This window comes from Roseococcus sp., assembly GCF_965227005.1.
Lineage (GTDB): Bacteria > Pseudomonadota > Alphaproteobacteria > Acetobacterales > Acetobacteraceae > Roseococcus.
Genome location: NZ_CBDDFJ010000009.1, coordinates 53,971 through 76,722, shown reverse-complemented (window position 1 = coordinate 76,722; position 22,752 = coordinate 53,971). Strand labels below are relative to the sequence as shown.

The following is a 22,752-nucleotide window of genomic DNA, read 5'->3' as shown; positions in this document are numbered from 1 at the left end:
CGGGACGTTCCTTCTGCCATGGCGCCGAATCGGCGCCTGCAAGAAGGGATCGCCAATATGAACACGTCGGACATCAAGGAGCATATGCAGGTCGTGGGCTCCTGCGGGAATCCGGTCGGCACCGTCGACCATCTTCAGGGCGACCAGATCAAGCTCACCAAGGACAGCGATCCGCACGGAAAGGGCCACCACCACTTCCTTCCCGTCAACCAGGTGAAGGGCGTCGAGAATGGCAAGGTCGTGCTGAACGTGAATTCCGAAGAGGCCAAGAAGGCGCTGAAGGCCCAGCCCGGCGCCTAAGGGTTTCAAGGCGCCGGAGCGTGCTCCGGCGCCGATTTCTATGCGCGATCGAAGACGAGGCCGCGGGCGCGGCCGGCGTTGATCGTTAATCTCTTCGCATCCGCCGATAGCACGGCATCCGCCCAGGCCGGATACAGCGCCGAGGGGATCTGGATGCGCAGGTTCCGCGCGCTCAGGGCCTGGATCCGCCAGGTCGAGGCGGAGGCGCGCACGGGGCCGCGTGCGCGGATGTTCCCCGAACGGATGCGCCAGTTCGTCGCCAGCTCGGCGCAATGCCAGTCGCCGTCCAGCTCCGGTGCTTCGACCGTCTCCACGCGGTGGAATTGCCTGCGGCATCCGGCATCGAACTCCACCTCCATGACGCCGTCCCTCGGCGGCGATGCGAGGAAGGGAAAGCTGCCCCGCAACGCCGCGAGCCGGCCATCCGCCGTGGCGGCAAGCGCGTAGGGCACGCCATGCATGCGGGCCACGCCGTCCTCGCCGAAATCGAGCGACAGGCCGTCCTCCTCGCAAAGCCAGGTGCCGACCATGGTCGCCGTGTCGATCCCGGCGGGGACGGGTTGGAGATCGGCGTCGCCCGACAGCGCCGCGGCCGCCGCCTCATTGGCCAGGAAGGAGGGGTCCATCCCCCCGTGATTGGCGATGGCGACCACCGTCAGCCCCTTCGAGGGGATGCGCAGATAGGCCGTCTTATAGCCCGGCCAGAGACCGCCATGGCTGACACTGGGCAGGCCGCGCCACACATCCACCTGCAGGCCGCGGGCGTAGCGTCCCGGCTCGCCATTGGTGAAGGGCACCAGCGCCTCCAGCTCCGCCGCGATGCCGCCCAGCGCGCCGCGATCCATGGCCTGGCCCCAGAGCAGCAGATCCTCGACGCAGGAAACCAGCCCACCCTCGCCGCCCAGCGGGAAGCCATGCTGCGCGCGGGTGAAGCCGCCATTGCCGTCGGGCAGATAGGCGGTGGCGAGGCCCGCGATCGGCACGGCGATTTCGGGCGTGTGGCGCGTGCGCGTCATGCCCAGGGGGGCGAAGATCCGCGCCTCCAGGAATTGCGCGAGGCTCTGGCCGGAGACCTGCTCCACGACCTGGCCCAGCAGGCGGAAGCCGCTGTTGGAATAGAGGTAGCGCGAGCCGGGCGGGAAGTTCAGCGTGGCCTGCCGGTCGATCCCCTCGTCCAGCTCGGCCTCGGTGAGCGGCATGCCCAGATCCACCCCGCCCAGCCGGTTCAGCTCCAGCATGTCGCGCAGGCCCGAGGTGTTGCGCATCAGATGGTCGAGCGTGATGCTGTCGGCCACGGCCGGCAGGCGCGGGAGGTGTCTGCGGACCGGATCCGAGGGCGCGAGCTTCCCCTCGCGTGCGAGCAACAGGATGGCGGCGCAGGTGAATTGCTTGGAGACGGAGGCGATGCGGAAGGTGGTGTCAGGCCCGATCGGCACGGCCAGCTCGATCGAGGCGAGGCCGCCCGAGCGGTGCAGCAGCACCTGTCCGTCGCGCGCGATGCCGAGGGTGGCGCCAGGCGCCCCGGCCGGCAGGTCGAGCAGGCGCTCCACGCGCCGCTCCAGGCGCAGCAGGTCGAGATCGGTCATTGGTCGCATTCCCCGGGGTTGCACCCAGACTAGCGGCAATGCGGGAGCCGTGAAGTGAGGGTGGCCATCCTCGGCGCCGGCGGGCATGGGCGCGCGGTCTGCGAGGCGGCGCGCGATGCAGGCTTCGAGGTCGTGGGCTTCCTGGACGACCGCGCGCCGCTGCCGGACGTGCTGGGCCTGCCCGTTCTGGGCCGGGAGGCGGCGCATGGGGGCCTGCCCCTGCTGCTGGCCGTGGGCGACAACGCCGCCCGGCTGGCGGCCGCGCGGCGACTGGGCGCGGCGCTGCCGGTGCTGCTGCACCCCTCCGCGGTGCGGGCGCGCAGCGCGGAGATCGCCGAGGGGGCGGTGGTGATGCCACGGGCCGTCCTCGGCGCTCAGGCGCGGGTGGGGCGGCTCGCCTTGGTCAATACCGGCGCCATCGTGGAGCACGACGTGGAGCTGGGCGAGGGCGCCCATGTCGCGCCAGGGGCGATCCTCTGCGGCGGGGTGCGGATTGGCGCGGGGGCCATGGTGGGGGCCGGGGCCGTGATCGCCCCGAATATCCGAGTCGGCGAGGGGGCGATCATCGGCGCCGGGGCCTCGGTCCTGGACCATGTGGAGGCGTTTTCACGCGTGGCGGGTGTACCGGCCAGAATCCTGCTGTGACAATTCTTTGCACGCGGGCAGGACCCGTCCGTCTGTTCCTCTGGTATGGCATCTAGAGGAAGGGTTAAGCTTTTCCTGCCCGAATGGTGTATCATTGCGGTACCAGCCGGCGCGCCGTCGGCGGCCCCGGATGGACAGACCAGCGGGAAGGGCGCGCAAGGCGTTTTTGGAATGAGGCTCTCTGCATGAAGTTCAAGGTCGGGACCACCGCCATCGTCGCCGGCGCCTTCGCGGCGGGCCTCATCGTCGGCCCGCAGGTCGCTGCCCTGGCCCAGGCCGATGGCGGCCGCGCGGAAACCTACCGCCTGCTGCAGCTCTTCGGCGATGTCTTCGCGCGCGTCCGCGCCGAATATGTCGAGCCGGTGCAGGATCGCGATCTCGTCGAGAACGCGGTGAACGGGATGCTGACGGGGCTCGACCCGCACAGCGCCTATCTCAATCCGCGCAATTTCCGCGACATGCAGGTGCAGACGCGCGGCGAGTTCGGCGGCCTCGGCATCGAGGTGACGCAGGAGAACGGCTATATCCGCGTGATCTCGCCGATCGACGAGACGCCCGCGGCCCGCGCCGGCGTGAAGCCGGGCGACTTCATCACCATGCTGAACGGCACCAGCACCCAGGGCCTGACCCTGCAGGAGGCCGTGGAGCAGATGCGGGGCGAGCGCGGCAGCGCCATCCGCCTCACCATCCGCCGCGAGGGCGAGCAGCGCCCCATCGAGGTCTCCATCACGCGCGACGTGATCCGCCCGCAGGTGGTGCGCTACCGCCTGGAGGGGAACGACGTGGCCTATATCCGCGTGACCTCCTTCAACGAGCAGACCGACACCAATCTGCGCCGCGCCATGACGGCGATGCGCCAGCAGGCGGGCGGCAATCTCAAGGGCGTCATCCTCGACCTGCGCAACAATCCGGGCGGCCTGCTCGACCAGGCGGTCCAGGTGTCGGACGACCTGCTGGAGCAGGGCGAGATCGTCTCCACCCGAGCCCGCCGTCCTGAGGACGCCCAGCGCTGGAACGCCCGCCCGGGCGACATCACCGGCGGCCTGCCGATCGTGGTGCTGGTGAACGGGGGCAGCGCTTCGGCCAGCGAGATCGTCGCGGGCGCGCTGCAGGACCATCGCCGCGCGGTGGTGATCGGGCAGCGCAGCTTCGGCAAGGGCTCGGTGCAGACCGTGATGCCGCTGGGCGGCAATAACGGCGCCATCCGGCTGACGACGGCGCGCTACTACACGCCCTCCGGCCGTTCCATCCAGTCCACCGGCATCGAGCCGGACATCGAGGTGCGCGCGACGCGCCAGGATCCCCAGACCGCCGCGGCCACGCCCGGCGCACGCGAGCGCGAGGCCGATCTGCGCCGCGCCCTTCGCGCCGAGGGGACCGAGGCGCAGAACGGCGCGGTGCCCCTGCCGCCGCTGAACCTGCCGGCCTCCGTCACCGAGCGCGTGCAGCGCCAGCCGCCCGAGGGCTTCCCCGCCCTCGATCCGACCAAGCCCGAGACGGATTTCCAGCTCCAGCAGGGGCTCGTGCTGATCCGCGCCATGGCCGCCCAGCCGCAGCGCCGGGCGCAGCGCTGACCCCGTGATGCCGTGACCGAGGATCCTGTTCCCCGAAGTCATGGCTGGCGCTGGCTGGGCCTCTTCTGGATCCTGGTGATCTGCGTCATCGGGGGCGGGGCCTTGCGGCTCGCCGCGCTCGGGCCGCCGGAGCGCCCGCGGGCCGTGCAGCAGGCATCCGTCGCCGATGAGCCGCCCGCCCCGGTCGAGGCGGCGCCTGCCATCGCCTGGAGCGCCCTGCAAACTCGCCTGCCGGCTGGGCTGCAGCGCTTCATCGATGCGAATCTCATCGAGGGGACGGCGTCCGGTCTCCTGCCGAAAATCGGGCCGGATGGGCTGATGCCGTTGCGGGCCTATGCGCGCGAGTTCGGCCGCGAGGAGACACGGCCGCGCGTGGCGCTGATCCTGGGCGGGGTCGGCCTGTCCCAGGCCCTGTCGGAGCTGGCGATCGACACCCTGCCGCCGACCGTGGCGCTGGCCTTCAACCCCTATGCCGCCCGGCCCGATCCCCTGATCGAGCGCGCGCGGCGGCGTGGCTTCGAGACGCTGCTCGCCATTCCGATGGAGCCGGCGGGCTTCCCGATGAACGATCCCGGCAACCGGGCGCTGCTGACCGGCCTGTCCTGGACGGAGAATGCGCAGCGGCTGGACTGGCTGATGGCGCGTTTCCCCGGCCATGTGGGGGCCGTCGGCGCGCTCGGCGCGATGCGGGGCGAGCGCTTCGCGGCCTTGGCCGAGCCCTTCTCCCGCCTGCAGATCGCGCTGGCCGATCGCGGGATGCTGTATTTCGATCCGCGGCCGGGTGCCGGCGATCCGCAGCGCGCCTGGGGGCGCGTGGCCGATGTGGTGGTGGACGATCCCGCCACGCGGGGGGAGATCGATGCGCGTCTGGCGCAGCTTGAGCGCGTGGCGCGGGCGCGGGGCGCGGCGCTGGGCTATCTCGGCGAGGTGACGCCCGTCGCGCTGGAGCGCATCGCGGTCTGGGCGGCCGGGATCGAGATTCGAAGCGTCGTGCTGGCGCCGGTGACGGCGGTGATGCGTCGCCCGCAGGGCGCGGAAACGAGCCGCCCGCAGGGCGCGGAAGCAAACCGCCCGCAGGGCGCGGAGGCGGCGCGGCCGGGCAATGCTACACGCGTGGTGAATCGCTAGGACAGGCTTCGATGACGCTCCCCTATCGCCCGAATGTGGGCGCCGTTCTGTTCAATGCGGCGGGGCTCATCCTCGTCGCGCGCCGTGCCGACATGCCCAATGCCGAGGGCGCGCCCGGCGGCTGGCAGCTGCCCCAGGGCGGGGTGGATGCCGGCGAGGATCTTCGCGTGGCCGTGCTGCGCGAGCTCGAGGAAGAGGTCGGCACCGCCAAGGCCGAGATCATCGCCGAGCACCCCGAATGGCTGAACTACGACCTGCCGCCGGAGCTGCTGGGCAAGGCGCTGGGCGGGAAGTTCCGTGGCCAGACGCAGAAGTGGTTCGCGCTGCGCTTCACCGGAACGGATGCGGATATCCGCCTCGACCTGGACCCGCATCCCGAGTTCGACGCCTGGCGATGGGCGCGGCTGTCGGAACTGCCGGAGATGGCGGTGGCGTTCAAGGCCGAGATCTACCGGCGCCTCGCCGTCGATTTCGCGGAATTCGCTTCGTAGCGCGGGAATGGGCCGGGCAGGGCGCCCGGCCTCAGAATGCGTCGAAGAAGAGCTTGCTCGCGAGGCCCATGCCCAGCAGCGCGAGGCCCATGGCCAAGGCCGGCCACCAGGTCCGCACGCCGTTCGCGATCACCAGCGCATTCACCGCCAGCGATCCGACGACCGCCACCACCGGCTGCAGCCAGTCCAGCTTCCAGAAGCCGAAGATGATGAGCGCGATCCACATGCCGAAGGAAAAGCGGCCGAGCAGCCGGAAGGCGCGGTCCGCGGGCGGATATTCCGGCCGCAGACCCGGCGTGCTGCACCGGTTCTCGATCATCCCGGCCACACCCAGGAACAGCATCGCGAGGAAATAGACGTTCATGCCCCTCTTTTGCCCGAGGGGGGCTCTCTTGCGAAGGCCGTCCCCATGGGGGAACACTGGCGCACGACCCCCAAGAGGATATCGCGTGAAGAAGTTTGCCAGCACCGAACGCTACATCGCCCCGCGCGAGCTGGAGGTGGCGGTCAACGCCGCGGTCGCCCTGCAACGCCCGCTGTTGGTCAAGGGCGAGCCGGGCACGGGCAAGACGGTGCTGGCCCAGGAGATCGCCCGCAGCCTCGGCCTGCCGCTGATCGAATGGCACATCAAGTCCACGACCAAGGCGCAGCAGGGCCTCTACGAATACGACGCGGTGAGCCGCCTGCGCGACGGTCAGCTCGGCGACGAGCGCGTGCGCGACGTGTCCAACTACATCATCAAGGGCAAGCTCTGGGAGGCCTTCACCTCCCCCACCCCGGTGGTGCTGCTGATCGACGAGATCGACAAGGCCGATATCGAATTCCCCAACGACCTGCTGCTCGAACTCGATCGCATGCAGTTCCACGTCTACGAGACGCGCGAGACGATCGTCGCGCATCAGCGTCCCATCGTCATCATCACCTCGAACAACGAGAAGGAACTGCCGGACGCCTTCCTGCGCCGCTGCTTCTTCCACTTCATCCGCTTCCCCGACCGGGAGACGATGGAGCTCATCCTGCAGAGCCATTATCCGGACCTGCGTTCGGACCTGGCGCGCGAGGCGCTGAACGTCTTCTTCCAGATCCGCGAGGTCGGCGAGCTCAAGAAGAAGCCCGCGACGTCCGAGCTGCTGGACTGGCTGAAGCTGCTGATGATCGAGGACATGCCGGCCGAGGCGCTGCGCACGAGCGACAGCAAGGTCGCGATCCCGCCGCTCTACGGCGCGCTGCTGAAGAACGAGCAGGACGTGCACCTCTTCGAGCGGCTGGCCTTCCTGAACCGCGCGCGGAGGTAATCGGGTGTTCGCGCCCTTCATCCTGGAGCTGCGGCGGGCGGGGCTGCCGGCCTCGGTCACCGAATGGCTCATGCTGATGGGCGCGATGAAGGAGGGCGTCGCCGATTACGATCTCGACGACTTCTACTACCTGGCGCGCGCCACGCTGGTGAAGGACGAGCGGCATCTCGACCGCTTCGACCAGGCCTTCGGCCAGTTCTTCAAGGGTCTTCAGCCCGAGACGACGCTGACGGGCGAGATCATCCAGCGCGAGCTTCCGGCCGAATGGCTGAAGAAGCTGGCGGAGCGCCTCTTCACCGAGGAGGAGCGCGCCAAGATCGAGGCGCTGGGCGGCTTCGAGAAGCTGATGGAGACGCTGAAGCAGCGCCTCGCGGAACAGAAGGGCCGCCATCAGGGCGGCAGCCGCTGGATCGGCACCAACGGCACCTCGCCCTTCGGCGCCGAGGGCTACAATCCCGAGGGCGTGCGCATCGGCCAGGAGCGCGGCGGCAACCGCCGCGCGGTGAAGGTCTGGGACAAGCGCGAGTTCCGCGACCTCGATGACGATGCGGCGCTGAGCTCACGCGCCATGAAGCTGGCGCTGCGCCGGCTGCGGCGTTTCGCGCGCCAGGGCGAGGCCAATGAGCTCGACGTGAACGGCACCATCGGCGCCACGGCGCGCAATGCCGGCACGCTCGACATCAAGATGCAGGCCGAGCGGCGCAACGCGGTGAAGGTGCTGCTGCTGCTCGATATCGGCGGCAGCATGGACGACCATATCCGCGCCTCCGAGGAGTTGTTCTCTGCCGCGAAGTCGGAGTTCAAGCACCTCGTCCACCTCTACTTCCACAACTGCCCCTATGAGCGCTTCTGGAAGTCCAATCGCCGCCGCCACGACCAGCAGACGCCCACCTGGGACGTGCTGCGCACCTATGGCCCGGACTGGCGCGTCGTCTTCGTCGGCGATGCCTCCATGTCGCCCTACGAGGTGGTGGAGCCCGGCGGCAGCGTGGAGCATTGGAACGAGGAATCGGGAAAGGTCTGGATGAAGCGCATCACGACGCATTTCCGGCGCGTCGCCTGGCTCAACCCGACGCCGCAGACGCATTGGGGCTATACCGCGACCATCGGCATGCTCCAGGAGGCGGTCGAGGGGCGGATGTTCCCCATGACGCTGGACGGGCTCGACGGCCTGTCCAAGGCGCTGCGCTAGCCGAGGCCGCGCAGGGCCGCCACGATCTCGCGTGGCCTCTCCAGCGGCGTCAGGTGGCGCGCGCCCTTCAGGATCTCCAGCGTCGCGCCCGGAATGGCCGCCGCGATGGCCCGGGCCATGGCCGGCGGCGTCGCGCCGTCCTCCTCGCCGACCAGCACCGCGGTGGGCGCGGTGATGCCATCGATCGCCGCGCGCAGGTCAAGCACGCCGAGCATGCCGCAGGCCGCCGCATAGGCCTCGATGCCGGTGCGCAGGAAAGTGACCTCCTGCGCCGCCTGCACCTGCGGATGCGCCGTGCGGAAGGCATCGCTCAGCCAGCGCGCGCGCTGGAATTCGAGCAGGGCGGCCATGCCGTCCTTCCGCGCCACACCGGCGCGGCGGGCCCAGTCCTCGGGCGCGGTCGGGCCGTACCAGGCGGTGGTGTCGATCGCGAGAAGCCCGGCCGTGCGCGTGGGATGCCGCGCGGCGAAGGCCAGGGCCACGCTGCCGCCCATGGAAGCGCCGGCGATGACGGGGCGATCCCATCCCGCGTGATCGAGCACGGCCGCCAGATCATCGGCCATCATATGGGCCGTGAAAGGGCCCGTGGCGACGGAAGCCCCATGGCCGCGGCAATCGAGCGCAAGCATCTCGAATTCGCCCGCGGCCTCCGCCACCACGGCGTCCCAGAAGTGGCGGTCGAGGGCGAGGGAATGGATCAGCGCGACGCGTGGCGCGCCGGCCGCGCCCGGCGCGATGGCATAGGCGATCGGGCAGCCGTCCTCGGCAAGGGCGAAGCGGGTCCGGTGCATCGCCGTCACTCCACCGCCGCCCCGGAGAGCGCCACCATCTCACGCCAGCGCGGCGCCTCCGTTCGCAGGAAGGCGCCCAGCGCCTCGGGGTCGAGCGTGCGGGAGGTGAAGCCCTGCGCGTTCAGCGCCGCGACCACGGCCGGGTCGCGCGCCGTGGCGATCAGCGCTTCGGACAGGGCGGTCACCGCAGCCGGTGGCGTGCGCGCGGGGGCGAGCACGCCGTACCAGCTGTTCACCGCGAAGCCGGGCAGCAGCTCGCCCACGGTCGGCACCTCGGGGATCTGCGGCATGCGGCGCTCGCCGGCCACGGCCAGGGCCGACAGCTGGCCGCCCTGGATGAAGGGGATGACGGCCGGCAAGGGATTGGAGGCGAGGTCGATCTGCCCGCCCAGCAGGTCCGCCAGGGCCGGCGCGCCGCCGCGATAGGGGATGTGCTGGAATTCCACCCCCGTCATGCGACCGAGCAGCGCGCCGGCGATATGGCCGGGCGAGCCGTTGCCGGCGGTGCCGAAGCTGTAGCCGCGCCGGTCGCGCTTGCCTGTCGCGATGAGCTCGGCGAGGGAGGGGCCGCCCGCGCGCGCGGCGATGATGACGGGGGAATCGGCCACCATGGCCACGGGCGCGAAGTCTCGCAGCGGATCCCAGGGCAGGTTGCGATAGAGCGCGGCGTTGCTCAGCACGCCATCGCCCCAGAGCAGGACGGTGTTGCCATCGGGCGCGGCGCGCGCCACCGCCTCGGCGCCGAGATTGCCGCCGGCGCCACCGCGATTCTCGATCACGATATTGCGCCGCAGCCGCGCGGCGAGCGGTACCTGGATCAGCCGCGCGACGACGTCGTAGCTGCCGCCCGGTGGGAAGGGCACGACGATGCGCAGCGGCGGAGCGGCCTCCTGCGCCAGCACCGGACGGGAGGCGAGCATGGTCGCGAGGCCGGTGAGCAGAAGGCGGCGCTGCATCTTTGTCTCCTTGTGGTGAGCCAGCCGACGGGGAGCGATAATCCGGGCGCGATCAGCCATTCGGCCGCAGGATCTGCCGCAGCACGGTGCCGTCCGACAGGCGATCGAAGCCCAGGTTGATCTCGTCGAGCGAGACGAAGCCGCTCTTCAGCTTGTCCACCGGCAGCTTGCCGCGCCGGTAGAGCGACAGCAGCATCGGCAGGTCGCGCTGGGGCACACAGCTGCCCATGTAGCTGCCGCGGATGCTGCGCTCCTCGCTGACCAGCGCCGCGTGGAGATAGGAGAACTTCGCCGCGACGTTCGGCAGCCCCGCGCTGATGGTGCTGCCGCCGCGCGCGGTGATGGCATAGGCCAGCTCCAGCGCGGGGATGCTGCCGGCGGTTTCGATCACCGTGTCCACGCCGCCATCCGTGGCGTCGCGCACGGCGGCCGCGCAATCGGCATTGCCGGCGAGGAAGGTGTCGGTCGCGCCCCATTCCTTCGCGAGCTCCAGCTTCTTCGCGCTCGTGTCCACGGCGATGATGCGCGAGGCGCCCGCCGCCACGGCCGCCATCAGCGCGTTCATCCCCACGCCGCCGAGCCCGACGACGGCGACCTCCTCCCCGGGGCGCAGCCGCGCGGTGTTGAGCACGGCGCCCGCGCCGGTCATGACCGCGCAGCCGAAGATGGCCGCGTCCTCCAGCGGGATGTCCTTGTCGATCTTCACCAGGCTGTCGCGCATCACCACCGCGAATTGCGCGAAGAGCGAGAGGCCGGAATTGTGGTTGATCGGCTCCCCGTTCAGCCGCTTGAGGCGCTTGGCGCCGGACATCAGCGTGCCCTTGGCGCGAGTCGCGAAGGAGGAGGCGCAGATGTTCGGCCTGCCGCGCACGCAATAGCGGCAATCGCCGCAGCTGGTGACGAAGAGCGCGATGACGTGGTCGCCCTCGGCCAGGCCCGTCACGCCCTCGCCCAGCGCGCGCACGATGCCCGCGCCCTCATGGCCGATGATGATGGGCAGGGGGCGCGGCCGCTGATTCTCCACGGTGGAAAGGTCGGAATGGCAGAGGCCGGCGGCGGCGATCTCGATCAGCACCTCGCCGGGGCCGGGCGCCTCGAGCTCGACCTCTTCGATCTGCATGGGCTTGGTTTCGGCATAGGGGCGCGGCATCCCCTGAGCGTGCAGAACGGCGGCCTTCATGCGCATGCGAAACTTCCTTCCCGGTTTCGGGGAGGCTGGACGGCGGCCTCGCGCCTGTCCAGCATCCGGCCAGGGAGAAATGCACGATGACCTGGGATCTCTACGCTATTCGTTACGCGACCAACCCGCGAAAGAAGGCGCGCGACAATTTCGTCATGGCGCCCGCGGATCCGCACGACACCCTGATGCCCATGGACTACTTCGTCTGGGCGGCGGTGAAGGATGGCCGCGCCATCCTGATCGACAGCGGCGCCGACAAGAAGTTGTGCGAGGCGCGCGGCAACGACTTCCTCCGCTGCCCGACGGAGGGGCTGCGCGAGATCGGCGTCGACGCAACGAAGATCGACACCGTCGTCAGCACCCATCTGCACTGGGACCATGCGGGCAACTTCGACAAATTCCCCCGCGCGCGCTTCCACGCCCAGGCCTGCGAGATCGCGCATGCGACCGGCCCCTGCATGTGCAAGCCCTTCATGCGGCGCGCCTATGACGTGGAGCAGATCGTCGACTTCGTCCGCCTCGTACATGGCGACCGCGTGCAGTTCCACGAAGGGGAGGGCGTGGTGGCGGATGGCATTACCGTGCGCCATGTCGGCGGGCATGCGGCGGGGCTTCAGGTGGTGCGGGTGCACACCAAGCGCGGCTGGGTCGTCCTCGCCTCGGACGCGATGCATTATTTCGCCAATGGCGAGACCGGGAACCCCTTCCCGGTGATCGTGAACGTGCAGGAATATCTCGACGGGATCGCGATGCTGCCGAAGCTGGGCGAGGGCCCGGATCACGTGATCGCCGGGCATGATCCGCGCGTGCGGGCGATGTATCCGGAGACGGCGAAGGACGTGTTTCGGCTCGATGTCGCTCCGGCGGGCTGAACCCGCCGGAGCCTGTCGGGGAGGGCATTCACGGCGGCCCGTGGGCCGCCGATCGCGCCCCGGCCGGTCAGCCGACCGGGTTGGTCAGCTCGCCGATGCCCTCGACGGCGATCTTCACCACGTCGCCGGTCTTGAGCACCTGCGGCGGCACCATGGCATAGCCGACGCCCTCGGGCGTGCCGGTCATGATCACGTCGCCGGGCAGCAAAGTGAAGCCCTTCGAGAGGTGATAGATGATGTCCTTCACGTCGAAGATCATCTTGCTGGTGCGGCTGGACTGGCGCTGCTCGCCGTTGATCCAGAGCTGGATGGCGAGGTCGGAGGCGTCGAGGTCCTCGGCGGGGATGATCCAGGGGCCGAGCGGGCAGGAGCGGTCGAGCGACTTGCCCTTGAACCACTGGCCGTAGCGGCGCTGCAGGTCGCGGCCCGTCACGTCATTGGCGATGGTCCAGCCGAAGACGTGGCTGAGCGCATCCTCCTTCGAGATGTTCGCGCCGGGCTTGCCGATGATGAGCGTCAGCTCCGCCTCGTAGTCCAGCCACTCCGTCACGCCGGTGGCGCCGTGGTCGGGGATGGTGTCGCCCGGGGCGATGACCGTGTCCGGCGCCTTGGTGAAGAACTGGGGGAACTTCGGCAGCTCGCTGCTGGTGATGCCGCGCGTGCGGTCACCCTCGGCGACATGGTCCATGTAGTTGCGGCCCACGCAGAAGATGTTGCGCGCCGGGCGGGGCAGGGGAGCCAGCAGCTTCGTCGAGGCCAGGGCAACCTTGGCGCCGGCCGGCGGGTTCGCAACCTTGGCGCGTATCGCGGCAACGGCGGAGGCCCCTTCGGCGATCACCGCCGCGAGGTCGGCATAGGCGAGGCCCGCGGCCTGGAGGTCCAGGATTTCGGAATCGCCGAGCATGGCGCCGGGACGAGGGCCCGAAGGGCTTGAGAATGTTACGAGTTTAAGAGCCACTGTTCGTTCCTCCGGTAGGGCAGGCGCAAGGGGAAGGCCTGATTTTCGAAATGGCAAGCCCCTGCCGGCGCGGAGTAATAATTCATATACTTTTCTCATTCATGACACGTTAAAATTCCATCCTGGGGAGAGGCTCGATGTTGCCGCGACGATCGACGCTTCTGGCGTTGCCCTCGGTCTCCCTGTCCGTGCGGGCGGCAAGCGCACAGCCCCGCGACGGAGCGGGGCCGGCCGAATGGCCTGCCTTCCGAGACCGTTTCATGCTGAGGGAGGGGCGGATTGTCGACACCGGCAACCAGAACATGTCGCATTCCGAAGGGCAGGGATGGGGCATGCTCGGCGCCGTCCGGGGCGACGACCGAACCAGCTTTGATCGCCTTCGCGGCTGGACCATGCGGCACCTCAAGCGGCCCGCGGACGAGCTCTTCTCCTGGCGCTTCCGCCCGCAGGCCGCCCGTCCGGTCGACGATCCCAACAACGCGACGGATGGGGATCTGTTCATTGCCTGGGCATTGATCGAGGCCGGCGATCGCTGGGGGCGGAGGGAATACACGCTTCAAGGCCAGGCGATGGCCAGGGATATCCTGCGTCTTCTGGTCGGCGTCGCCGGCCCATATTCCGTGCTTTATCCAGGGATTCACGGGTTCAGCCGAGACGATCACGTCATTGTAAATCCTTCTTATTATGCCTTTCCCGCGATCCGGGCGCTCGCCGCCGCGCTGCCGGATCCGGCCTGGCTCAACCTCGCTGCCGATGGGGTGGCCCTGCTGCGCGAGGGCCGGTTCGGGCGCTGGGGCCTGCCGCCTGATTGGCTGCTGATCCGCCGTACCGACGGCCAGCTGGGCCTGCCGCCCGACTGGCCGGCACGCTTCTCCTATGACGCGGTGCGGGTACCCCTCTACATGGCCTGGGTCGGGCTCGGCGATGAGCCGGGACTGACCGGTCCGGCCGAGTTCTGGAGCGATCCAGGGCACCGGCATTTGCCTGCCTGGGCCGATCTCACCACCAACGGCATTTCGCCCTATGCGGCCTCGCCGGGCATTGCGGATGTGGCGCGGCTGGCCGCGGCGCATCGATTCGGCAGCGAGCCGGCCAGGACGCCAGGCGCCCCGATATCCATGCCCAATTACTATTCGGGCGCGCTCAGTCTGCTGGCCGCGCTGGCTGCCCGAGATTCAGGCATGGCTTAACGACAACACATCCTTAAGATTCCTTCCCGTGTCGAAAAAATGGTTTGCGGGAACGAAGTTTGTAGGCATTCTTCGCGTCGATCGAATTGGGAAGTTGAGTAGCAATGGCGAAGGAACCGGACGTAGCGCGTGTCGCTGCGGCGTTTAACGCGCCTGGGCTCAAGTATCGTAGCTTCGGCAATATGCCGGTCCGCAACGATGCGCCCCGCAGTGAAGCCGCATCCCAGGATCCTGAAGCCGTTTTGCGTGAAATCCGCGCCGCCGCCGCGGTCGCGCGGTTGGCCGAGGTTGAGGCGGCCGCAGCGCCCGTCGAGGTGGAAGTTCTTCCGGCCGCGTTGGAAGCCGAGGAGCCGACCATCACGATGGTTCCCCTCGTTACCGTAGCTTCCGAGGAGGCCGTGCCAGTGGAGCCGCCGCAGGCCTCCCCGCCCATCGCCGTGGCTCCGCCGGCCGAAGCCGCGATCGTGGAGCCTCCGCCGGTCCTGGCCGCCGTGCCGCCGCCGCTTCCCATCTCGCTGCCGATCGCCGCGGCGCCACCTCCGCCCGTCTTGGTTGCCGTCCCGGCCGCGCCAGGCGCGATGCCGCCGGCGCCCAGGCCCACCGTCGTGGCCGTGCCACCGGTCCTGCCCGTGGCGACCAAGGTCGTGGCGGCGCCTCGCGCGCCCGCGGAGCCGGCTGCCGCCCCGCCGTCCGTTCCTCCGCTGGCGGTGGTCGTCCCGGCTGCTCCGGCGCCCGTCGCTGTCCCGCCGACGCTTTCGCCTCCCGCCGTTCCCGAGCCCAAGCCGGCCGCGATCGACTGGGCCGCCCTGGCCTCCACGGCCCGTCCGGCCCCTCAGGCCGTTCGCGAGACCGAGATCGCCGCCTTCGCCGTGGCGCAGCCCGCGCCCGTGCCGACGGAGTTCAGCCTGCTCGACGCCATCGGTCAGATTCCGGAGCCGTCCCCCGCGCCGCCGCCGCCCGCTTTGGGCGGAACGCTCGCGCGGCTCCGCAGCCAGCTTGCCGGCTCTGCCGAGCAGCCCTTGCCCAGCCCGTCCTTCCAGGCCGTCCCGACCGGCCTGTCGTCCGCCCCTGCAACCGGCGCTTCCGCCGGGGAGGGCATCGTGCCCGCGTCGGCCGTGACAGTTCCTTTAGGGGAGGTTATGCGTCTGATAGCTGCGGGTAATCCGCCCGCCGCGTCCCCCATCGATACGTTCCGCGCCGCCTTGCGGTCGTCATCGTCCTTCTAGACGCTGGAGGCATCATGCCGCTCATCTGCTTCGCTTCCCCCAAGGGAGGTGTCGGGAAGACCACCCTGGCCGCGAATGTCGCCGATGCGATGCGCCGTCAGGGGCGTCGCGTCATGGTCATGGACTTCGACCCGCAGAACACGCTTCGCCTCCACTTCGGTGTGCCCCTCACGGATGGGGCCGGCTTCATGACCGAGCTGCCCAAGCGCCCCGATTGGCGTGAGCTGGTGCGCCAGACTTCGTCCGGCGTGATGCTCCTGCCGCACGGCGCGATCGATATCCGCGGCGCGCTCGGGCTCTTCCATTCGCTGGAGCGCGATCCGGAGCTGCTGGCGGCCCCGATGCGCGCGATCCTGTCGGATCCGAGCCTCCTGGTGATCGCCGATACGCCGCCCGGCGCGTCGCATTCGCTCAATATCCTCGCGCCGATGTCCGCCATGGTCTGCGCCGTGCTGCTGGCCGACGCGACCAGCGCCGCGCTGGTGCCCGATATCGACAACGGCCGCTTCCTGGGCGCCGGCACCATGGCCGCGCTCTATGCCGGCCGGCTGCGCGTCGTGCTGAACGGCGTCGATCCCAGTTCGCGCCTCTCGCGCGCGGCGGCCGAGACGGTGGCGCGCCACCTGGGCCCACGCCTGCTGGGCGCGATCTGCCGCGAGGAGATCGTGGCCGAGGCATTGGCCGCCCAGCGCCTGGTGCTCGACATCGCGCCGAACAGTCAGGCGGCGGAGGATCTGCGCGAGATCGCCCGGGGGATCGAGGCGGCACTGCCCTCGGTGCCTGAGCCCTTCAGTGCAAATTGGGGTGCTAGATGAGCGAAGTTGCTGCGCGGAAGGAACGCCTCGCGCGTCTCCCGCTTATGCGGAACAAGTGGTTCGGCTGGCTGGTGACCATCGTCGGTCTGATTGCCGCCGCCGCCGTCATCACCGTTCCCATGCAGCCCGAGCAGCAGATTATCTTCGCGATCGGGGGCTTTATCTTTTTCCTGATCTTCAATCGTTTCGAGGGGCGCACGATCACGCTGCTCCTGGCGCTCCTCTCCAGCGTCATCTCGCTGCGCTACATCTTCTGGCGCATGACGGAGACGCTGGACTTCAGCAGCTTCCTGCAGACCTTCCTTGGCACCGGCCTCCTGCTCGCCGAGGTCTATGCCGTCACCGCGCTCATGCTGGCCTATTTCCAGACGCTCTGGCCGCTCGAGCGCAAGCCTGCCCCGATGCCGGCCAATTCCGACGAATGGCCGGTGATCGACGTCTTCATCCCGTCCTATAACGAGCCGCTGGACATCGTGCGCCCGACGGTCTTCGCGGCCCTCGCGCTCGACTGGCCGGCCGACAAGCTGAACGTCTACCTGCTCGATGACGGCCGGCGCGAGGATTTCCGCCGCTTCGCCGCCGAGGCGGGCTGCGGCTACATCATCCGCCCCGACAACCGCGGCGCCAAGGCCGGCAACATCAACCACGCGCTCGGCCAGACGAGCGGCGAATACGTCGTCGTCTTCGACTGCGACCATGTGACGACGCGCGGCTTCCTGCAGCTCACCGTGGGCTGGATGCTGCGCGACCACGGCCTCGCGATGGTGCAGACGCCGCACTACTTCTACTCGCCCGATCCCTTCGAGCGGAACCTCGTCGCCGGCCAGCGCGTGCCCAATGAGGGTCTGCTCTTCTACGGCCTGATCCAGCAAGGCAATGATTTCTGGGGCGCGACCTTCTTCTGTGGCTCCTGCGCGGTCATCCGGCGCACGGCGCTGGAGGCGGTGGGCGGCGTGCCGACCCAGACCGTGACCGAGGACTGCCACTGCTCGCTGCGCATGCAGAAGCTCGGCTGGCGCACCGCTATCTGCGCGTGCCCCTGGCCGCCGGCCTCGCGACCGAGCGACTGATGCTGCATATCGGCCAGCGCATGCGCTGGGCGCGCGGCATGATTCAGATCCTGCGCATCGAGAACCCGCTGACCTCCCGCGGTCTGAATCTGGCCCAGCGCCTTTGCTACTTCATGGCGATGTTCCACTTCCTCTTCCCCCTGCCGCGCTTCGTGTTCCTCACCGCGCCGCTGGCCTTCCTCGTCTTCGGCGAGAGCATCATCGCGGCCTCGCCGCTCGCCATCGTGGCCTATGCCGGGCCGCATATCGTCCATTCGGTCGTGACCAATTCGCGCATCCAGAAGCGGGTGCGCCATTCCTTCTGGTCGGAGATCTACGAGACGGTGCTGACCGTGTACCTGCTGCCCGTCACCCTCGCGACGCTGCTCGATCCCAAGCGCGGCCGCTTCAACGTCACGGACAAGGGCGGCACGCTGGAGGAAGGCTATTTCGACCTTCGCGCCGTGGGTCCGAACATGGTGCTGGCGGGTGCGCTGGTCTTCGGGCTGCTGCTCGGCATCTACGGCCTCGCGGTCAATCCGCCGGCGAGCCTGGAGTTCCAGGCCTATGCCCTCAACGTCACCTGGGCGACCTTCTGTCTCGTCACCGTCCTGGCCGGTCTGGCCGTGGGCCGCGAACGCCGCCAGGTGCGCGAGCGCGCCCGCGTGGCGGCCGAGGTGCGCACCGCCGTGATCCTGGGCGATGGACGGCGCATCGAAGGCGTCTCCGAGGATCTTTCCCTCGGCGGCGCGGCGCTGCGCATGGTCTCGCCCGGGGAGCTCGGCGAGGACAGGCTCGTGATGGTGGAACTCGATGCCGGCTCGCAGATCGTGTCCGTGCCCGCCGAAGTGCTGCGCTGGCAGGATGGCCGCGTGAACCTGCGCTTCCTGCCGCAGGACATCCATGACGAAGGCAATATTGTTATCGCCACGCTCGGGCGTGCGGATGCCTGGGTGGACTGGGATCACATCCGTGCCGACCGTCCCCTGCGATCGCTGAAGGAAGTGCTTGTGTCTATCGGTGGTCTCTTCTCTGGCGGTTCGCAGTTCAGCTTCCGCAACCGGCGCCGGCGCCCGGCGGATCTGCCGGATCTCGCTCCCGCCACGGCGCCGGAAGGCGCTCCGGCGCGCTCGGCCCGCAATGCGGCCGTGCCGGCCGCCGTCGGCGCGGCGCTCCTGCTCTTCGTCTCGGGCGCGGCCTTCGGCCAGACCCGCACGCCCGGTTCCGCGCTGAACGCGCCGGGCACCGCGGTTCCCGGCGCGCCGATCCTCTCGCCAGCGCCGGGGGCACTGCCCCCGCCGCCGAGCCTGAGCGCCGCTCCGCCGTCGCCCGCGGCGCTCTCGCCTTCGCCGAGCCTGCCGCCGCTTCTCGCGCCCGCGCCGGTCGCCGCGCCCCAGCCTTTCGCGCCGATGCTCCAGCCGGCCGCCTCCGAAACCAATCCGCTGATGCAGGCGGAGGGCCAGGAGGCGCCAGGCACCCGCACCGAGACGCGGACGCTGCGCCAGCTCGGCCTGCGCGGGCCGATGCAGATGCGCGGCGTGTCCGATCTCCAGGGCATTCTCTTCGGCGTGCGCGGCGATGAGGTCGTGACCTCCGCGCGGCTGATCCTCCAGGGCGCGACCTCGCCCGCGCTCATCCCCGAGCTCAGCCAGATCGCCTTCACGCTGAACGAGCAGTTCGTCGGCACGGTCCAGCCGGACCGCGCGCGGCCGGCCTTCGGTCCGCTGGAATTCCCGATCAACCCGTTCTTCTTCGCGGATGTGAACCGGCTGAACTTCCGCTTCACCGGCCGCTACGCGATCGAGTGCAACGACCCGCTCTCCGGCCTGCTCTGGAGCACGATCTCGGACAATTCGACGATCTCGCTGCGGCTGGAGCGCCTGCCGGTGACGCGCGACCTCGCACGCCTTCCCGAGCCCTTCTTCGACCCGCGCCTGTTGCGCGAACCGCTGGTGCTGCCGATCGTCCTGCCGGATGCGGCGAGCAACGAGGCCCTGCGCTCGGCCGCCATCGTGACCTCCTGGTTCGCGGTGCAGGCCGATTATCGCGGCGCGTCCTTCCCCGTCGCGACGGTGATCCCGCCGCGCGGCAATGCCATCGTCGTCACCACGGGCGTGGACGCGATCCCCGGCCTCGTGCTGCCGCGCCTCGAAGGCCCGACGCTCGCCGTCGTGCAGAACCCCTCCGATCCGCTCGGCCTGCTGCTCGTCATCGCCGGACGCAACGGCGAGGAGGCGGTGACGGCCGCCACGGCGCTGGGCGTCGGCCGCGAGGCGCTGACCGGCGAGCTCGTGACCATCCAGGACCAGGCCATTCCGCCGCGCGTGGCCTATGACGCGCCGCGCTGGGTCCGTACCGACCGTCCGCTGCGCTTCGGCGAGATCATGGATCCGTCGGAGCTGCAGGCCTTCGGCTATGTGCCCGGCCCCATCGCCGTGCCCTTCCGCACCGCGCCCGACCTCTACACCTCGCGCGAGCGCGCCCTGTCCTCGCTGGTGCGCTTCCGCGCGCCGCCGGGCCCGATCATGGACGTCGCCGTCTCGCGGCTCGACGTCGCGATCAACGACATCTACCTGCGCTCGCTGCCGCTGCGTGCGGCCGACCTGACCTGGCCGCTCAGCTGGGTGCAGCGCCAGTTCGTCTCCTCCGAGGTGGACGAGGCGCAGATCGCGCTGCCGAGCTACATGCTCTACGGCCAGAACGAGCTGCAGCTGCGCTTCGACATGCGCCCGCTGCATCGCGGCGACTGCATCGCGGTGCCGGGCGACATCCGCGCCTCGGTGGACCCCGACAGCACCATCGACCTGACCGGCGCCTATCGCTTCGCCACCCTGCCGAACCTGGCCTATTTCGTGAGCTCGGGCTTCCCCTTCACGAAGTTCGCCGACCTGTCCGAGACGGCGGTGGTGTTGCCGGAGCGGCCGAGCCAGCAGGAGCTGGAATCCTTCCTCACGATGATGGGCCGCATCGCCGCGCTGGTGGGCTATCCGCCGGTCAATATGCGCGTGATCCGCCCGGGCGCGTTGCAGGAGAATGCCGACAAGGACCTGATCGTGATCGGGACCCTCAGCCGTCAGCCCGCGCTGCAGACCCTGCTGCGCGACGCCGGGCCGCTGCAGGCCGATGGCAACCGCCTCACGGTGCGCCTCAACGACGGCATGGGCGACTTCCGCAATCTCTTCGGCGGCGAACGGCGCGGTGAATTGGAGCGGGTCTCGGCCCAGCTGGCCGCGCCCGGAGAGGCGCTCGGTGCGCTGATCGGCTTCGAGAGCCCGCTGAAGTCCGGCCGCTCGGTCGTCGCGCTGACGGGCTCCAGCCCGGCCGGTCTGGAATCCATGGTGATCGCGCTGCGCGACCCTGAGCAGGTGCCGCGCGTGCAGGGCGATCTCGCGCTGCTCTCCGGTGGCCGCGTCTCAGCCTTCCGCGTGGCCTCGACCTATCAGGTCGGCACGCTGCCGCCCTGGCTCTGGCCGGAATTCTACCTGGGCAACAATCCCTGGTTCCTGCTCGGCGTGCTGCTGGTCGTGCTCATCCTGGTGCCGGCGCCGCTCTACTGGATCCTGCGCCGCCGCGCGGCCCAGCGCCTTCGGGAGAGGTCGGCGTGACGGCCCGCGGCCTGCGCGGACTCCGCTAGCATGGCCAGGGCAGCACTTTCCCGTCGTGGCCTGCTGGCGGTACCCGCGGCCCTCGCGGCGACGGCGGCTTCCGCCCAGCAGTCCGGCCTGGTGCAGGTTGGCGCGCAGGGCTGGCTGTTCCCGGTGTGGGACAAGATCGACGGCCTGGACCAGGCGGCGCTGCGCGACACGGTCCAGGTCATCACCAATGCCGTCACGGCGCTGCGCGCGGGGCGGATGGATGTGGTCATCTGCCTCATCCCGTCGCGCAAGCGGCTGATGCGGCAGTACATGCCCGCCGGCGCGCGCTACCTGCCCGAGGTTGAGCGCCGCTACGCCCTGCCCCTCGCCGAGGCGCGCCGGGCCGGGGCCCTCGTGCCCGACCTCGACGCGCATTTTCGCGGCGTGATGCAGCGCGAGCCGGGCCGGCAGCTCTTCTGGAAGACGGATACGCATTGGACGCCCGTGGGCGCCGAGGTCGCGGCGATCGAGGTCGCGAGGCAGATGCGCGAGCAGCTGGGAATGCCGCCCAGCTCACGTCCCGGCACGCGGATGGGCGAGCTGCGGCCGATGACGCTCGCGGCTGGCGATCTTGCCCGTTACGCGGGCCAGCGCGGCACGGTCGGCTCGGAGGAATCCTGGATCCGCCAGATCCTCGGCGTCGAAGGGCCGGCCGCTCTGCTGGACGACGACACGACGGATGTCACCGTCGTGGGCACGAGCAACGTGCAGCCGCGCTTCGGTTTCCAGCCGGTGCTGTCCAATCAGATCCTGCGGCCTGTCGGCCTCTTCTGGAAGCCGAACAATCTCGGGCCGTATTTCGCCCTGCTCGAATATCTGAAGAGCGAGGATTTCCGGCGCAACCGTCCGCGCGCCCTCGTCTGGAATCTCCTGGAGCCCGATATGGTGACCTCGACCAGCAGTTCCGCCTGGGGGCAGGTCGCCATGCCGCCCGCGACCTTCATCTCCGAGATCCGCCGGCTGGTGGGGGCGTGATGCGCCGGCTCTGCGCGGCGCTGGCCGCCGTCCTCCTCGGCGCGCCTTTCGTCGCGACCCAGGGCCAGGCGCAGAGCCAGGTCTATGATCCGGTGCCGCCGCGAGGCTCGGCCTATCTGCGCATCGTGAACGGGCTGACGGGCGAGGTTCAGGCACGGCCGGACTTCCTGCCGGCGCAGCGCCTCGGCACGGCGCCGGCGCAGCGCATCATGGCCTATACCGCGGTGGAGAACGTGGCCGGGCGCCAGCTCCGCCTGGAGTTCCAGGAGGGCCAGGCCCGCGGCTCGGTGACGATCCGTGTCGAGCCCGGCAGCTTCAACACGGTGCTGCTGCATCCGACGGCGGGTGGCATTGGCGCCACGGCCGTGGTGGACACGGCGGACTTCAATCAGACCCGCTCGCGCATCGCCTTCTACAACGTCCTTTCGGACTGCCCGGCGGCGACGCTCGCGCTGCTGCCCTCCGGCCCGGCGATCTTCGAGGGCGTGCCCGCGCTCGGCACCCGGGCGCGCAGCGTCAATCCCGTCACGGCGCAGGTGCGCGCCAGCTGCGACGCCCGAGCCGCCGCGCCGATCGCGCTGCAGGGGCTGGAGGCGGGAGGCATGTACAGCATCTGGCTCATGGGTTCCGGCAGCAACGTCGCGGGCTTCCTCACGCGCGATACGACCGCTCGGTATCAGCGATGACGCGCGGGGTGGCATCGGCCTGGCCCCGGCAGCCGAGGCGACCCGCATCCTGCTCGAGGCCTTTTCAATGCGAATGACGGTGACGTGACCGTTATTGGCGCAGGCAATATGCAGCCTCGCTTCGCCTTGCCTGAATACCTGAAAAATGAAGGGTGCCGGCGGCAAAGACCAAAGGCCATCGCCTGGAATTTGCGAGACATCACCACGC

21 protein-coding genes are annotated in these 22,752 nt (G+C 69.7%); 15 read left to right on the top strand and 6 right to left on the bottom strand.

Features of this window, described 5'->3' with window-relative positions; genetic code table 11:
• A partial coding sequence (locus ACO057_RS04760; RefSeq protein ID WP_421989209.1) for a DUF2171 domain-containing protein occupies positions 1-300 on the top strand: 300 nt, incomplete at its 5' end.
• Between the two features lie 38 nt (positions 301-338).
• On the opposite strand, the gene ACO057_RS04755 is transcribed toward ACO057_RS04760, so the two are convergent.
• Positions 339-1,886, bottom strand: a complete 1,548-nt coding sequence (locus tag ACO057_RS04755; protein ID WP_421989208.1) for a serine hydrolase domain-containing protein — start codon at positions 1,884-1,886, stop codon at positions 339-341.
• A 54-nt stretch (positions 1,887-1,940) separates the two neighbouring features.
• On the opposite strand from ACO057_RS04755, the gene ACO057_RS04750 reads away from it, so the two are divergent.
• The 4 genes from ACO057_RS04750 to ACO057_RS04735 all read left to right on the top strand — a co-directional run bounded on the left by ACO057_RS04750 (position 1,941) and on the right by ACO057_RS04735 (position 5,724).
• Positions 1,941-2,531, top strand: coding sequence for a NeuD/PglB/VioB family sugar acetyltransferase (locus ACO057_RS04750; RefSeq protein ID WP_421989207.1), 591 nt, complete (start codon positions 1,941-1,943; stop codon positions 2,529-2,531).
• 185 nt (positions 2,532-2,716) lie between these two features.
• Positions 2,717-4,105, top strand: coding sequence for a S41 family peptidase (locus ACO057_RS04745; RefSeq protein WP_421989206.1), 1,389 nt, complete (start codon positions 2,717-2,719; stop codon positions 4,103-4,105).
• A 12-nt stretch (positions 4,106-4,117) separates the two neighbouring features.
• The gene (locus ACO057_RS04740; RefSeq protein WP_421989205.1) at positions 4,118-5,233 is read left to right on the top strand and encodes a divergent polysaccharide deacetylase family protein; all 1,116 of its coding nucleotides are present in this window, start codon (positions 4,118-4,120) and stop codon (positions 5,231-5,233) included.
• A gap of 11 nt (positions 5,234-5,244) precedes the next feature.
• On the top strand, positions 5,245-5,724 hold the full coding sequence (locus ACO057_RS04735; RefSeq protein ID WP_421989204.1) for an RNA pyrophosphohydrolase: 480 nt from the start codon (positions 5,245-5,247) through the stop codon (positions 5,722-5,724).
• A gap of 31 nt (positions 5,725-5,755) precedes the next feature.
• Here ACO057_RS04735 and ACO057_RS04730 read toward each other — a convergent pair whose 3' ends face one another.
• Positions 5,756-6,088, bottom strand: coding sequence for a hypothetical protein (locus tag ACO057_RS04730; RefSeq protein ID WP_421989203.1), 333 nt, complete (start codon positions 6,086-6,088; stop codon positions 5,756-5,758).
• 85 nt (positions 6,089-6,173) lie between these two features.
• Here ACO057_RS04730 and ACO057_RS04725 point away from each other — a divergent pair, with 85 nt between their 5' ends.
• Together ACO057_RS04725 and ACO057_RS04720 are read left to right on the top strand one after the other, a co-directional pair.
• Positions 6,174-7,019, top strand: a complete 846-nt coding sequence (locus ACO057_RS04725) for an AAA family ATPase (RefSeq protein WP_421989202.1) — start codon at positions 6,174-6,176, stop codon at positions 7,017-7,019.
• Between the two features lie 4 nt (positions 7,020-7,023).
• A complete protein-coding gene (locus ACO057_RS04720; protein WP_421989201.1) occupies positions 7,024-8,211 on the top strand; it encodes a vWA domain-containing protein in 1,188 nt (395 codons plus the stop codon).
• On the opposite strand, the gene ACO057_RS04715 is transcribed toward ACO057_RS04720, so the two are convergent.
• From ACO057_RS04715 to ACO057_RS04705, 3 genes are read right to left on the bottom strand one after another with little or no spacing between them, the layout of a single operon-like run.
• Positions 8,208-9,002 (bottom strand): alpha/beta fold hydrolase, encoded by a 795-nt coding sequence (locus ACO057_RS04715; RefSeq protein ID WP_421989200.1) that lies wholly within the window; start codon positions 9,000-9,002, stop codon positions 8,208-8,210. The two genes, ACO057_RS04720 and ACO057_RS04715, sit on opposite strands and share 4 nt — an antisense overlap.
• A 5-nt stretch (positions 9,003-9,007) precedes the next feature.
• Positions 9,008-9,958, bottom strand: a complete 951-nt coding sequence (locus ACO057_RS04710) for a Bug family tripartite tricarboxylate transporter substrate binding protein (protein ID WP_421989199.1) — start codon at positions 9,956-9,958, stop codon at positions 9,008-9,010.
• A gap of 52 nt (positions 9,959-10,010) precedes the next feature.
• Positions 10,011-11,144 (bottom strand): zinc-dependent alcohol dehydrogenase family protein, encoded by a 1,134-nt coding sequence (locus tag ACO057_RS04705; RefSeq protein WP_421989198.1) that lies wholly within the window; start codon positions 11,142-11,144, stop codon positions 10,011-10,013.
• A gap of 80 nt (positions 11,145-11,224) precedes the next feature.
• Between ACO057_RS04705 and ACO057_RS04700 the strand changes: the two genes are divergently transcribed.
• Complete coding sequence (locus ACO057_RS04700) at positions 11,225-12,010, top strand: N-acyl homoserine lactonase family protein (RefSeq protein WP_421989197.1); 786 nt, start codon at positions 11,225-11,227, stop codon at positions 12,008-12,010.
• A gap of 67 nt (positions 12,011-12,077) precedes the next feature.
• Here ACO057_RS04700 and ACO057_RS04695 read toward each other — a convergent pair whose 3' ends face one another.
• Positions 12,078-12,914 (bottom strand): fumarylacetoacetate hydrolase family protein, encoded by an 837-nt coding sequence (locus ACO057_RS04695; protein ID WP_421989196.1) that lies wholly within the window; start codon positions 12,912-12,914, stop codon positions 12,078-12,080.
• Between the two features lie 191 nt (positions 12,915-13,105).
• On the opposite strand from ACO057_RS04695, the gene ACO057_RS04690 reads away from it, so the two are divergent.
• The 7 genes from ACO057_RS04690 (at position 13,106) to ACO057_RS04660 (ending at position 22,544) form a co-directional block, all read left to right on the top strand.
• Positions 13,106-14,158 (top strand): glycosyl hydrolase family 8, encoded by a 1,053-nt coding sequence (locus ACO057_RS04690; protein WP_421989195.1) that lies wholly within the window; start codon positions 13,106-13,108, stop codon positions 14,156-14,158.
• Between the two features lie 242 nt (positions 14,159-14,400).
• Positions 14,401-15,384 carry a hypothetical protein gene (locus ACO057_RS04685; protein ID WP_421989194.1) on the top strand — a complete coding sequence of 328 codons (984 nt, stop codon included), beginning with the start codon at positions 14,401-14,403 and terminating at the stop codon, positions 15,382-15,384.
• Positions 15,385-15,398: 14 nt separating this feature from the next.
• Positions 15,399-16,199: a cellulose synthase operon protein YhjQ/BcsQ gene (locus ACO057_RS04680; RefSeq protein ID WP_421989193.1), complete on the top strand. Its 801-nt coding sequence runs from the start codon at positions 15,399-15,401 to the stop codon at positions 16,197-16,199.
• On the top strand, positions 16,196-17,269 hold the full coding sequence (locus ACO057_RS04675; RefSeq protein WP_421989192.1) for a glycosyltransferase: 1,074 nt from the start codon (positions 16,196-16,198) through the stop codon (positions 17,267-17,269). The genes ACO057_RS04680 and ACO057_RS04675 overlap by 4 nt, the downstream gene beginning before the upstream one ends.
• On the top strand, positions 17,233-20,853 hold the full coding sequence (locus ACO057_RS04670; protein ID WP_421989191.1) for a cellulose biosynthesis cyclic di-GMP-binding regulatory protein BcsB: 3,621 nt from the start codon (positions 17,233-17,235) through the stop codon (positions 20,851-20,853). The genes ACO057_RS04675 and ACO057_RS04670 overlap by 37 nt, the downstream gene beginning before the upstream one ends.
• 30 nt (positions 20,854-20,883) lie before the next feature.
• Positions 20,884-21,858 carry an alginate O-acetyltransferase AlgX-related protein gene (locus ACO057_RS04665; protein ID WP_421989190.1) on the top strand — a complete coding sequence of 325 codons (975 nt, stop codon included), beginning with the start codon at positions 20,884-20,886 and terminating at the stop codon, positions 21,856-21,858.
• Positions 21,858-22,544 (top strand): ABC transporter permease, encoded by a 687-nt coding sequence (locus ACO057_RS04660; RefSeq protein WP_421989189.1) that lies wholly within the window; start codon positions 21,858-21,860, stop codon positions 22,542-22,544. The genes ACO057_RS04665 and ACO057_RS04660 overlap by 1 nt, the downstream gene beginning before the upstream one ends.
• Positions 22,545-22,752: the final 208 nt, after the last annotated feature.